Below are 13,294 nucleotides of genomic sequence, written 5' to 3'. Positions count from 1 at the left end.
TAAAAAAACTACAAGCGTTTAGCAGTGTCGATTCTTGACACTGCTTTTTCCGCCAAAAAAGATAGGAGCGAAGAATGAAAGGAAATGAATTTATAAAAACGCTGGTTACACTGTCATTTCTGCTTCTTTCACTAGAAAGCTACGCGACTGTTTCGGTTGCTTCGGGAGATGAAGCATTGTCTGGAAACGCCAAAGTGACAGTAAGAAAAGACTTTTCTAAAATTGATCTTCGTGACGTTCGAGTATATACGAATGGAAAGTGGACAAAAAAAGCCAATTTCATCGATGCTTATGACAGAGAAGGGCGCCGATTGGAGGCCGCGGATCTAAAAGTCACCTCAAATGTGGACACACGTATTCCAGGAATCTATGAAGTGCGTTATGACTATCAGAATCGGACTGCTTTTGCGCTCGTAACAGTGGAGGATTCTCCGAGCCAAAAAAAGCGAGCGAAAACGATCTTGACTCAAGAAAAGCATCGGGGAATCCCTGTTGTCTTAAATAAAGAATTATTTGAATCCGTCAGTGAGCCAGAAAAATTAACGAGCGGGAATAATACCCCATCCGGCTATGATGTAACGGCGTATTATTTATCAGGCACTCTATTGTTTGGACAAAGGAGAAATGACAGATGTTAGAAAGGCTTATCAGCGAAAGAGAAAAAAATAAACTTGACTTGTTTCGCTATTTGGAAAGTCGATTCGGAACATCGATCAAGTTAGCCGAAATAGAAGCCGCGTTAGGGTACACCCATTATCTAACGAAACAGCTGACAAAGGAATTATCCGAAGATGCGAAAAAATTAACAGTAGATGACAGTTTCGAACTTTCCATAGTGAAGGAGGAGCTGATTTTTGAGCAAGCCACCTATGTCAGTTCGAATATTCTCGAGGAGCTATACTTAGAAGAGTCTCAGGAGATGAAATTGCTAAAAAGTATTTTTTTTGAGACCTTCAAATCAAAGAAGTCCTATGCAGATGAAAATTATTTGAGTCGTACAAGTGTGTACCGGCTGTTCGATCGTGTAGCGGAGCAACTAGCGGAATTTGGTTTGTTTATAGATAGTAAAGGGAAAATTTCTGGGAATGAATTAGAGATACGCGATTTTTTTTCGACATTGTTTTATAAGGTGTACAAAAATGATTGCTCCTTTTATTCTACAGCGGCACAGTCCAATTTTATTTTATTAGAGGCTCATTTAAGAAAAGAAATTTCTGATTATACGACGAGCATCCAATTTCAACATTATGTATTGGTATCGAGTGTTCGTCTTCAAACGAGTCACAGGTATTTAGATAGTTCTGAACAAATCCCGCTCATCATTAAGAATGAGAAACTACGAGAGTCGTGTGTATCCTGGATCAAAGCATTGGGTGTGAGTCCGTCAAAAGCGACGCACGAGGCGTTTGGTATTTTAGCGAATATCCAACATATAAACTTTAAAAAAAACGGCATCCATCGTGACTATTCACTCTGCAAAGAATTTTCCGCGCGCCTATTTTCAGAGCTTCACAAGAGGATCGATTTTTCTTTGGAGGAGTATCAGTCAGAGATGGAGGCAATCAATGAAGTTTTCTTTGACTATTACTATATCGATCTGTTCAAAGATATTTTAATAAGAGATATTGATTTAACGTATTTTAAAGAAAATTTTCCAGAATTCTTTTATGGGTGTTTGGATTTTATAAAAAAACAATTCGGACAAGAGCTGGATTCATCATTTAATAAAGTAGGGCTCTTTTTTGACTTATTGCTTTCAGTCATTCGAATGATTCCTTACAAAAAAATCCGTGAACAGATCAATGTCTATGTTCATTTTCTTCAAGGGACTAGCTATAACACATTCATAAAGTCGAATGTAGATATGTTTTCCTATTATAACTTCCACTTTCAGGAGTCGTTGAGACCAGACACCGATTTAATACTGTCAGATTATGTCATCGCTCCAGATGACATAGCGAAGACGATTATTTGGTTGTCTCCTCCTCGAGCGAAAGACTGGGAAGCCTTTGGCGAAAAGGTTATCACGATCGCTGCCGAAAAGTATGCACGTCAGTCAGAAAAAGACTAAGACAATGAGTGGTTCACGTATTCGGCGACCAGCTAATCGATCTTATACAATCAAATGTAAAATATGGCTAAACGACAAAAAGAGCCTTTCAAAAAATCGGATTGACGAGAAGTCATTCTTAGAGTGTCTCTGAACGGACAGAGGCAAATCTTTTTATAGTTCCAACTTTTTTGCTATAGTTATTTTAAGATAGAAGAAGAGGGGGAAAGAATCGAATGGATCACTTATTTATGACTTTCTTAGTTTACTCAGTGATTGGCTGGCTCTGGGAAAGTTTCTATTGTTCAATGAAAGCGAGGCACTATGTGTATCGAGGCTTTTTACTGGGCCCCTATTGTCCAGTCTATGGCTTCGGCGTCGCTTCCGTACTGATTTTAGTTCCTGAAAACGCGGGGACCCTGTTGAACTTATACTTTAATATTGTTGTGATCGTCACGATTATTGAGTTCATCACGAGCTGGATGTTAGAGAAATTCTTTGGAATGAAGCTTTGGGATTACACAAAAGTGCCCCTGAATATTGAAGGGCGGGTCGCTGTACCGGTTTCTTTATTTTGGGGTGTCGGCTGTCTGATTCTGATGAAGGTAATCAATCCCGTTATTCAGGATGGGATTCAGGAATTTATTGATGCGACCAACCATTTAGGTCCTATCATTTTAGCGGGTCTCTTTGCGGCAGATGTTGCTTCAACACTGATCTTCACCTTAACGACAAAAAAGGAAGTATCGTCTGTTATTGATGCCTCTGATCCAGAAAATGCCGCGGTGAAGGAATTCCGCCTGAAGCATCTGATAAGCAACCATCACTCCTCTACCAGCAGGGAACAGGTATTGAAAATGATCAAGGAGCGTCCGAAGAATTTAACACGCCGCAACTTGAATCGATTGGCTAAAAACTATCCAAATATGCACTTTAAAAAATAGTCGATCGTTGACCCGGCCATTTCTGAACAAAACAAAAGAGGTATAAAAAATAAAGACAGGAAGCGTTTTTCTTGTCTTTTTTTTATAAAATAAATTAAATAATATAGACGAATTGGAAAAAATTAATTAAAGTGGGTGGATACTGATCGAATAGAAGCAATCAGTGATCCGAGTGAATGAAAGAAGGTCCTTTAGTTGTTCGGTTTAGACAATAGAACCATGCTGGCGAGAGATATCATCAATATTTTGGATAATTCAGATGAAGCACTCTCTGCGGAAAAAATCCAAAAAAAGCTTGGCAGAAGTAATGTGATTACGATCAACGATGTGTGTAAGCATTTAATGTACATTGCCAGCAATGAATATGGAAATGACGATTATTTTGTTAGAATCGAGACGCCTGAAAGAGGCTCGTACCGATTGGAACGACAAAGCACGAATTTACAGAGCTTGTACAAGGCGATTTTTGAGACGGATCTGTCGTATCTGATTTTAATGACTGTTATTCAGAATCGGGAGTTTTCCACCCACGATTTTTGTGGGAAGCATCATGTCAGCTTTTCTACAGTGCAGAGAAAAGTAAAAGCTATCAATAAAGAAATCAATACTTTCCAAGTACATATTACATGTTCCTATAGAATAAAATTTAATTCTGATGAGCTGTTGATTCGTTCTTTTTCTCATCTTTTTTTCTGGAGCCTGCATCGAGAAATAAGCAATAATTTGTTCTTTTTAGACTATGATCATTACATAAAAGAAGCTGAAAAGGTCGTCGCTTATTTAGAAAAGCCCTATGATCCTCTCAATGTTCGCTCGATTGCCTTATGGATGAAATTATTTTCTATTGGGATAGCGAAGAAGCAGCAGCTCCGTATGTCTCCTGAAAAAGAAGCGTTGATGCAAAGTTTTTCTATTCCAGAGAAGCCTGATTTTTTACCTTTTTGGAATGAGAACGATTGGTATGCGTTAGTGGGGATCATGAACGTAACAGGGATCTATCCCTTTGATTTGATATTTGATGAAGAGAAATTAGGTTATTTTATTAAAGCGGAAGATTTGAGTCCAGAGACATTCCTTGAATGTTCAGAAACCTATTTTGGTCCTGCGGGAGCGTCATCTGTTGCGACCATTACACGGTTGGTCCATCGTTATCAGTTGCTAAAGGTATTTATCGAACCGAATACGAAAAGCGAATTGCGGTCGATCACCAAACATATTTTGAGTTTTACGATGATCAAAAAGGTTAATCCGTTATATTGGAAAAACTTTGTCGCCTTTTGGAAAGAGCTTAAAGAAACGCTGCCTATTTCTGAACAGTCTTCGTATTTGAGGTATAGCTGTTTGATGATTTGTCTCGAAGCATTCCCGATCGATAGCTGCAGACCACTCATCAAGGTTCATCTTTCCTCTGATTTTGATGTGCTTTATGAAGGGATGCTGAAGCAGTTGATTCGTTCCCGATTCAATCAGACGTATCAAATTCAATTTATCGAAGAACTTCAAGCCGCTGATATGATCCTTACGACGACACCGTTAAGTAAGCAGGTGTTATCGGAAAAGCAAAAGCATCTCATCATCCACTCTCAACTGTCTGAAAAGGATTTAAAAAAACTGAGTCATCTGTTCAACGAGTTGATTTTGTACCGTTAGCAGGCGTGCGCACATAAAAAAACAAGATCATCGTATGAGCGTACGACGATCTTGTTTTTTTATGTGATTAAAATAGTTTGAATTCGTCTAACGGCCAAAAGCGTAAGACGACTTTTCCTTGAATCAAGGATTTGTCCACGAAGCCGAAGATCCGGCTGTCTTTAGAAATCAAGCGATTATCCCCTAAAACAAAATATTGATTGTTGGGGACCGTCACATCAAAATCGTTGGTAAAGCTGGTGGCATTTGCGGCTTGTTCTTGGAAGGCTGTGCTGTAGGAGTATTCTTCAGCGAGCTTGTCCTTTTTGAATTTTTCTTTAAAGTCATCCAGATAAGGCTCAGGCACTTCTTCGCCGTTGATCGTCAGGACGTTATTTTTCATCGCAACACGGTCACCAGGCACACCGATGATTCGTTTGACCACATAGATATTCTGATTGTCCGGTTCTTTTGTGGTAATAATATCTTGGCGTTTCAGCGTGGATATTTTAGATGTGATCAAGCGCTGACTGTCGTGAAGCGTTGGGTCCATCGAATGTCCTTCCACTTTTACTGGAGAAAAGACAAACATTCTGGCTAGAAAAATCAGCACAATGATAATGACTACAGGGAGCCATTCTTTTATTTTATTGTTCATACGGTCACCTCATTGCTAAATTTTATCATTCTTCTAAATAAAAAGCTCTTTTAACACTCATTCTTAAAGAATATACAAATGGGACTAGAGAAAAGCGGAGGAATGTGGGAAACTAAAAGCATTATGAAGGAACGGAGGGTGGAGCGTATGCGTAAACATGATCCGGCAGCCCCGATTTTACCTGCGACATTTTCAACGGATTTTTATTTAGAAGATGAGGCCATCATCGAAGCGGTCCATGGCAGCGAGGTGGATTATAGTTATTTAACGTGTGAGAACCTTGTTATTCGACGGTCGATTTTAGAAAAGGTTACGATGCAGCGTGGGAAACTGACCCGTTTCGAGGCGGGAAATGTTCTGTTTAAAAATTGTGATTTTTCAAATCTGGAATGGATCGGCGGCAGCTTTCATCAAGTGGTTTTTGAAAACTGCAAACTGACCGGCTGCAACTTTGCAGAAAGCTATTTGCGCGATTGTCGCTTCAAAGATTGTGTGATCAATTTTGGTTCATTCAGTGGGACAAATCTTAAGCATGTCGCTTTTGAAAATTGTCAGATGACCGACAGCGAATTTTTTGAAGTCACGTGGAAGTACTTATTTTTGGATACTAATAATCTGGAGAACAGCAACTGGATGCGGACGAAATTGTCTGATTTGGATCTGACCTCCAACCAATTCAGCAAGATCGCTTTTTCAATGGAACAACTGAAGGGGCTGAAGGTCAACAGCTACCAAGCCTTGACCATCGCCGCAGGTCTAGGCCTGCAGATCCAAGAGGGGTAAGGAGAAAAGGACGCTTTCGTGGGAGTGTTTCGTAGTTTGAGAAATCGGAAGTCACCCAGAGAAGAAATCGTTCGCCTTCACAGAGCCCCATTTTCTATAGAACGTCCTTCATTGAAGGAAAATAAAAGCATACTAACCAAATCGGCTAGGATGCTTTTGTTTTAGTTGACTTTTTTTCGACTAACGAAGAGTAGTCCTGTAGCAAAGCTGAGAATGGCAAGCCCAGCTAAAAGATAAGCAGGAGTTATTTTTTCGTTTGTTTGCGGCAGCTTTTTATCGGTTTGTTTTGCCGTGCCCCGATTGCTTGGAGGCGTGCTGGATGTTCCAGCCGGAGTCCCATTCCCGCCACTCGTACTGCTGCTGGAATCAGAAATCTTGCCACTTGACTGACTGCTAGAGCTAGTTTCTGTTGTCGTGCCAGTGTCCGTCGTGGTGCTAGGCGGAGTCGTCTCTGAAGACGAGTCGCTTGTAGTGGTTGTCGGTGTCGTCACGGGCTGATACACGTAGGTAACAGTCTGCGCTTTGTCACTGAAGAGTCCTTTAGCGTTTTTCGGTAACTGCTTGTTATCCAATGTATAGTTTGGAATTGCAGGTTGGTACTTTTTGTCAGAAACATCGAAGGCTTCACCGATCGTTCCATGAAGTTCCTTCTTTTTATGGATCTCTTTTCCATCAGGATCGACATAGCGGATCGTGACAGGTTGAGCTTCTTTGTTGCGGTCAACGACTGTCACAGTTGCCGTTGCAGTAGCATAATCGCCGGTCCACATCCGATTGGGTACACGGTCATAGGTATATTTGACTTCGTACTGACCGACTTTGGAAGGATCGACATTGTCTTCGAAAGTCACGTCCTCAAATGTGATAGGATTTCCCCACGTATCAGTCCCGCCATCAAAGTTGTCCTTCGCTGTCCATGGATCGCCAACGTAGATTTTAGAATCATGGGTTTTCAGGACCGCCTTATTTTGTTGATAAATATAGGTGACTGTCTGAGCTTCCGCGGTCAATGTGCCGACGACATTCGCTGGCAGCTGATCTTGATCTAAAAGATAGCCGGGAATCTCTGGTTGGTACGTTTCTGTCGTAACATCGTAGGGATCACCCACATTGCCTTCGACTGTTTGAGAAGGAGCGATCTCGTCGCCGTCTTCATCCACATAGTTGACCGTCAATCCAGGAGAAACAGCAGTATGCTGAATCGTGAATTGGTGCAAATAGGTGCCTGATGAAATCGCGTAGAAGGTAAAGCGCTCCGGCTGTTTATAGCTTCCGGCCGGATTGTTCAACCGCGCGTTGTATTCAAAGGTCTGCAAGTTATCGAATTCGTCCTGTGTTACCCCAGATACGGTTATCCCTTCATCTGTTATTGCCAAACGGCTGCTCGCCAATTGCGTCCCATTGAAATCAAGATAGGTTTGACTTGCACTGTTTGATGTACTGAACGGAGGAACATAGCCATCAAAGTTCGTCATTCGGTTCGGCATCATTGAAAAAGGAATGTAGACCGTTTGCTTTTCAGCATCGTAATTTAATTCCTTGGCATTGATCGCTGTAGCCGGATCGTTACGTCCTGTATTCTGTCCGAACGCGGCCAGTTGAGTCAGGGCAGGCATTTGATTGATGGGCGTGAAGTCCGTGATACCGCAAAATTGTACTCGAAGCTCATTTAATTGAGGTAAGGCAGTTGCTGGTTTGATCGTCGTGATGTTCATATTAGACTCAAAGGTCAAAGATAACAGACCTGTAATTTTAGTTATTTTATCGTAGACATTGTCCGTTACACTGCTTCCTGAAAGGTTCAAACGGGTAATCCCTGTTCCAAAATTCGGTACGTTCTGATCGTTGACATTGGCACCCATTAAATATACTTGGCTTAATTTTGGCAATGCAGCAAGCAATGAAAAATCACTGATCTGACTGTTTGCGTTCATATAAAAAGAGTCCAGATTTGTTGCTAATTCCAGCCCTCGGAGAGTTGCGATCGCGCTATCCGCGTTTTGGATATACAGCGTTGTCAGCTTCGGCATGTCTTCTTTGGTCAACGTATCGACCGTTTTTCCGACCGCTTTTGCGACGATTTGCTGCAATACTGGGTCCGGCATCCATGTAGTCAAATCGGCTGACCGGGTCTCAGGAGTGCTTGAGGTAGTGCTTGTAGTCGAAGTAGACTGAGAATCACTCGTGGTGCTGGCTGGTGCATCCGTTGTGCTGGAAGAAGCCGTTGTTGGTACAGATGCTTGAGTGGTTGCAGTCGTGCTGCTCACTGGCGGCGTTGAAGGCAGTGCCTGTGATGCTTGCGTCGAAGAGACAGGTTCACTAGCAGGTGTGGGGATAGAGTCGCTGCTTGTTGCGGCTGTTGCTTCGGCATTGCTTTGTATAGGGAAACTTAGCGCTGGTCCCGCGACCAACATACTTGCCATTAAAACATATAGATTCTTTTTCAAAAATAAAACTCCTTTATATATGATGTTTAGGTGATCGTTTTCGTGAGTGATCCGCTCTGTATTAAAAAATCGATGAAAGCACGGGTATCTGAATCGTTCAGGGAGAAATATCCGGTGCTTTTTTCGACTGAATAGGCATTTGATCCTTGTTGAAGCTGCGTCTTGAAGTAACGACGTTCGTGCCACTCGTTAAAAAGTCTATGTATGTTGAATAGGGGATAAAAAAGTAGTTCAGGATAAAGGTAATAGTGTAACGTCATAAATAAATATAGTTTTCACAAATGTAACTCTTTTTTAATTAATTTATAACGTGTTAATAATAACTATTTAATTACAAAGAAAACGTTCAACTTTTGTCTTTCTCTTTGTTATTTTTGACCATTTCGTGATTAAAACAGGGAATTTCCCTAATACCAGAAAATAGCACGGTTGCCTAGTAAATTTTTTTTAAAAGATTTTATAAGCAAATGATAAGAAAATGATATTTTCTAGGGAAACTTTTGCTATCGAAAGATAAAGGACGTAGTATTCATTGTGAAAGTGAATATAAGTAAACTTGTTAGGTGAGGCTCCTAAACAAACACAGGCTATTGCGCAGAAACGTCGAAAGACGCCAATGTGTAAAATAGGAATTGTCGGATTAAGGCTTTTCATAAAATAGCTAAGAGTAATTCTTTACGTTGTTTAGTGCTAAAACTCAGACGATGAGATTGATTGTGTGAGACACCAAACTAGTTAGTTTTTTTCTACTAACGTTTGGTGTCTCTTTTTTTAGGTTATTTAACTGTGGGCTCTCTCGTCTCAAACAATTACTTGACGAAGGGGAGAGATGCACATGATGAAGAGAAAAAAGATCGATTGGCTGTTATTATTACCCTATTTGGGAGTAAGCCTGATCGGTCTTTTAATGGTTTTTAGCGCAAGTTCCTACCGGCTGATGGCGGAAGGTCAGAATCCACTGTCCTTATTTAGCAAGCAAGCCATTTTTATGGGATTGAGCTGGTTGCTGATCGCCTTCATTTATCGGGTAAAAAGCAATGTATTAGTAAAGGGGACGTTGGCTAAGGGATTACTGGCAGCAGGGCTGGTCAGTTTGATACTGGTGAAAATCAGCGGAGTGAACATCAACGGTGCCCAACGCTGGGTCTCCGTGATGGGGATTCAGTTTCAGCCTTCAGAGGTAACGAATGTCGCGCTGATTCTCTACTTGGCCTATTATTTCCGAGTAAAACGGACCCAACGGGAGCTGCTGGTTCCTTGCGGGCTGGTACTGCTCAGCGGGTTGTTGATCCTGCTTCAGCCGAAGGTTACCGGAGCGATCATTATCTGGGGTGTTGCATTGGTGATCATCACCACTGCGGAGCTGCCGTATCAATTGTCCGTCATGGTCTTTGCAACGATTTTCGCCGGGATCGTGTTGATCGGCGGCATAATTCTCTTCCTAGGGAGTCACCAGTTATTGCCGGAATTGTTCGCCCACACCTATGACCGTATCCGATTGGTGAGAGATCCCTTTTTAGACCCTTACGGAAAAGGATTTCAGATGAGCAACTCCTATTATGCCCTCTACAACGGTGGATTTTTCGGACGAGGGCTGGGAAATAGTATCACGAAAAAAGGCTATCTGCCCGTTGCAGAGACAGATTTCGTGTATTCGATCTTAGTAGAAGAATTGGGAATGATCGTCGGCCTTCTCGTACTCGCGATGCTCTTTTTGATCGCTTTGAGGTTGTTCGTATTGGCATCAAAAGAGGTCAGCCAGCAAGTCAGTCTGATCTACTTCGGGGTCGGCGCGTTGATTTTGCTGCAAACCAGCATCAACATCGCCAGTATCTTAGGGCTGATCCCTATGACGGGTGTCCCGCTGCCGTTTATCAGCTACGGGGGAACAAGTTATTTGATTTTATCGGCGGCCTTGGGGGTCTGTCTAAAATTTTCTTCGGAGGTTCGAGTCAATGATCAAACGATTAAGCAATGACTGTAATTATTCGCTGCTATTGCCGATTTTCTTGTTCTATTTGATCAGTGTCGGTGTGCAATCGCTGGCGGCTGATCTAGATGGCGCAGATGTGAAAAATGTTGTGACCAAGCAGATTGTTTTTTGCCTGATCTCGCTTGCGGCGATGGGAATAGTCAGTAAAATAAGCACCTCCTTTCTATTGAAGTATGCACCTGTTTTTTATGTCCTTTCCCTTGGCGTAATGGCGCTGCTGTATTGGTTTTATGATCCCGCGATGTACGCTGTGACGGGAACCAAACGCTGGCTGCGATTCGGCGGCTTTTCATTTCAGCCCTCGGAGCTGATGAAGCTGAGTTTTATTTTGCTGATGGTTCGTTTGACGATCGTGGATGAGATGAATCGCAAGCATCGGACATTAAAAACAGATCTGAGGCATCTCGGAAAAGTTCTGCTATTCAGCTTGCCCACATTCTTACTGATGTTTATGCAGCGAGATTTTGGAACGAGTCTGGTGTTTATCGCCATTCTAGGTGCGTTGTTTGTGATTTCTGGTGTTCATTGGAAGATACTGACGACGATTACTGGAATCGGTGCGGCGCTAGGCGGCGGCTTGCTGGTGTTGGTATTTAGCGAGTGGGGAAACAAGCTGCTTTATTTTATGCATTTTAAAACCTATCAATTGGATCGTGTACGTGCCTGGGTCGATCCTTTTCAATACCGTGACTCGATCGCGTATCAGCAGGTCCAGAGTCTGTATGCGATCGGCTCCGGCGGCTTGTTCGGACGAGGCGCTGAGCAAGCGTCGGTTTACGTTCCCGTGCGCGAATCGGACATGATCTTTACGGTTGTTGGTGAAGGTTTTGGCTTCTTCGGCGGAACGCTGGTCATCTTTTTGTATTTCTATTTGTTTTACCAGATCCTTTCCGCCGCGATCAAAACAAACAACAAGGCCAATCTTTACATTGCCGTCGCGTTTGTCTTCGGTTTGCTGTTTCAAATTTTTGAAAATATCGGTGCGGCGATCGGCATTTTGCCGTTAACAGGAATCCCGTTGCCGATCTTGAGTCAGGGAGGAACATCCTTGATCGTATTAGGCCTAGGCCTAGGAATCATGATGGGCTTCAAAGAAAAATAAGTATTCGATCAAGCGAGGATCGAACAAAGAATCGAGGAAAACTATGCGAAAGAAAATGTTACTATTTAGCGGAGCTGCGCTCGCCTTCGTTAGCCTGCTGACTTTGTCAGTCGCAAGCGGCGCACAGTGGTTGAAACAAGCAGATCACTTTTTCATAAATCATCGAGTACCAAATATTTCTTTTTTAACAGCAGGTGTCGGAGGGCTCTCTAAGCTTGCGACGATCGGGCCGATGCTGCTGCTGATTGCCGGATTTGCGTTTCTTTTTTGGCGAAAAAACGAGAAAAGACTGGCGATCTGGTCTCTGGCCAATCTGATTTTCGTTAGTGGTGTAGGTTACGTGCTAAAGCATCTGATCCAGCGTTCACGACCAGAACAGCTGCAATACATCTCACGATCTTCCTACAGCTTTCCAAGTGGTCACTCGTTATTGATCATGACGTTTATCAGTACCATCGCGCTGTTGTATTTATTTGACGAAAAGAAGCTGCCGCGATTCATTAAATTAGGGTTTATTTTCTTAGGGATCACGATCGCAGGCGGACGGATCTATCTAGGCGTCCATTATTTCAGCGACGTACTTGCTGGACTTCTGCTGGGAGCGGGCCTTACTTTTGGAACGGCGGGTATCCTTTACCCTTATCTACAAAGTAAACCTGAGATTATTACTGCCGATGTTCGTCGGACACGCAGCGGACGCGTTAGAAGAGGGACCTGGCAAAAAGTCGTCTTGAGCGGTGTCGCGCTTTTGGTTCTTCTTGTTTCAGGAGTCAGTGTTTTTGCGATGAAGATGTATCACAGTTCGCAAAAAATGGCGGACTCCATGTATTCACCAACTGCGCGTACAGGCAAGGTGAAAACACCCGAAGCTTCGGAGCCGATGAGTATTTTGATTCTAGGAATCGCCAACGACTCAAAAAGAAAAACCGACTTTCGAGCGAACACGATCATGGTCGCTACGTTAAACAATCAAACAAAAGAAACCACGCTGGTGAGTATTCCTCGGGATGCCTACGTAGAGATCGTGGGTGCCGATTATGAAGATAAGATCAATCATGCGCATTCTATCGGCGGACCAGAAATGATCATGGACACGGTGGAGAAATTTTTAGACATCCCGATCCATCACTATGTGTCGGTGGATATGGATGGCATGCAGACGCTGGTCGATGCAGTTGGCGGCGTGGATGTAAACAACAAATTTGCCTTTTCCGCAGAGGGCATCGATTATCCAAAGGGAAAACAGCATTTGAATGGCTGGGAAGCCCTTCAATATTCACGGATGCGGTATGAAGACCCCACCGGAGATTATGGTCGTCAGGGTAGACAGCGGGAGGTCATCGAGTTGCTGATCCAAAAAATGCTCTCCACGAAAAGCCTCTTCAACTATCAAAAAATCTTTGATGGGATCGGTGAAAACGGAAAAACAGATTTGACCTTCAACCAAATGCAAAAGATCCTTACGAATTATCATTCCTGCTTAACCAAAATTGACAGTCAGCAGGTTCAAGGGGAAGGGTTCACAGGGGATGGATTTACAGGAGAAGAGGGCATCTCGTATCAAAGCATTCCGCAAGAAGAAGTGGATCGCGTGAAAAAAATTCTGCACACGCAATTAGATGTGTCCCCTTCGACAAACGGGACAAACTAAAAAATGATTGGTTTTGCTAAAGTAATTTATTTGATTG

10 protein-coding genes and 1 riboswitch are annotated in these 13,294 nt (G+C 42.7%); of the genes, 8 read left to right on the top strand and 2 right to left on the bottom strand.

Going from position 1 to position 13,294, the window contains the following annotated elements; translation table 11 throughout:
* Positions 1 to 74 precede the first annotated feature (74 nt).
* From IGI66_RS16335 to IGI66_RS16320, 4 genes are all read left to right on the top strand, one after another.
* Positions 75 to 638: a bacterial Ig-like domain-containing protein gene (locus IGI66_RS16335; RefSeq protein WP_438849610.1), complete on the top strand. Its 564-nt coding sequence runs from the start codon at positions 75 to 77 to the stop codon at positions 636 to 638.
* Positions 632 to 2,071: a helix-turn-helix domain-containing protein gene (locus tag IGI66_RS16330; RefSeq protein WP_438849609.1), complete on the top strand. Its 1,440-nt coding sequence runs from the start codon at positions 632 to 634 to the stop codon at positions 2,069 to 2,071. Before IGI66_RS16335 ends, IGI66_RS16330 begins: the two co-directional genes overlap by 7 nt.
* A 215-nt stretch (positions 2,072 to 2,286) precedes the next feature.
* Complete coding sequence (locus IGI66_RS16325) at positions 2,287 to 2,994, top strand: putative ABC transporter permease (protein ID WP_438849608.1); 708 nt, start codon at positions 2,287 to 2,289, stop codon at positions 2,992 to 2,994.
* 195 nt (positions 2,995 to 3,189) lie between these two features.
* Positions 3,190 to 4,644: a helix-turn-helix domain-containing protein gene (locus IGI66_RS16320; RefSeq protein WP_438849607.1), complete on the top strand. Its 1,455-nt coding sequence runs from the start codon at positions 3,190 to 3,192 to the stop codon at positions 4,642 to 4,644.
* A 67-nt stretch (positions 4,645 to 4,711) separates the two neighbouring features.
* On the opposite strand, the gene lepB is transcribed toward IGI66_RS16320, so the two are convergent.
* Positions 4,712 to 5,281, bottom strand: coding sequence for a signal peptidase I (gene lepB, locus IGI66_RS16315; RefSeq protein WP_086304648.1), 570 nt, complete (start codon positions 5,279 to 5,281; stop codon positions 4,712 to 4,714).
* A gap of 147 nt (positions 5,282 to 5,428) precedes the next feature.
* Here lepB and IGI66_RS16310 point away from each other — a divergent pair, with 147 nt between their 5' ends.
* A complete protein-coding gene (locus tag IGI66_RS16310; protein ID WP_438849606.1) occupies positions 5,429 to 6,064 on the top strand; it encodes a pentapeptide repeat-containing protein in 636 nt (211 codons plus the stop codon).
* Positions 6,065 to 6,225: 161 nt separating this feature from the next.
* Here the strand turns inward: IGI66_RS16310 and IGI66_RS16305 are convergent, their stop codons facing one another.
* Positions 6,226 to 8,511, bottom strand: coding sequence for a MucBP domain-containing protein (locus tag IGI66_RS16305; RefSeq protein ID WP_438849604.1), 2,286 nt, complete (start codon positions 8,509 to 8,511; stop codon positions 6,226 to 6,228).
* 548 nt (positions 8,512 to 9,059) lie between these two features.
* Positions 9,060 to 9,227, top strand: a riboswitch (M-box (ykoK) riboswitch).
* Positions 9,228 to 9,346: 119 nt separating this feature from the next.
* On the opposite strand from IGI66_RS16305, the gene IGI66_RS16300 reads away from it, so the two are divergent.
* From IGI66_RS16300 to IGI66_RS16290, 3 genes are read left to right on the top strand one after another with little or no spacing between them, the layout of a single operon-like run.
* Entirely contained in the window at positions 9,347 to 10,489 is a 1,143-nt protein-coding gene (locus IGI66_RS16300) for an FtsW/RodA/SpoVE family cell cycle protein (protein WP_316407060.1), read from the top strand.
* On the top strand, positions 10,467 to 11,606 hold the full coding sequence (locus IGI66_RS16295) for an FtsW/RodA/SpoVE family cell cycle protein (RefSeq protein WP_438849603.1): 1,140 nt from the start codon (positions 10,467 to 10,469) through the stop codon (positions 11,604 to 11,606). Before IGI66_RS16300 ends, IGI66_RS16295 begins: the two co-directional genes overlap by 23 nt.
* Positions 11,607 to 11,649: 43 nt before the next feature.
* Positions 11,650 to 13,257: a phosphatase PAP2/LCP family protein gene (locus IGI66_RS16290; RefSeq protein ID WP_438849602.1), complete on the top strand. Its 1,608-nt coding sequence runs from the start codon at positions 11,650 to 11,652 to the stop codon at positions 13,255 to 13,257.
* Positions 13,258 to 13,294: the final 37 nt, after the last annotated feature.

Source organism: Enterococcus sp. AZ048 (genome assembly GCF_051715125.1).
GTDB lineage: Bacteria > Bacillota > Bacilli > Lactobacillales > Enterococcaceae > Enterococcus_A > Enterococcus_A gilvus.
The sequence above is the reverse complement of the archived record's forward strand: the minus strand, read 5'-3'. Positions and strand labels throughout refer to the sequence as shown.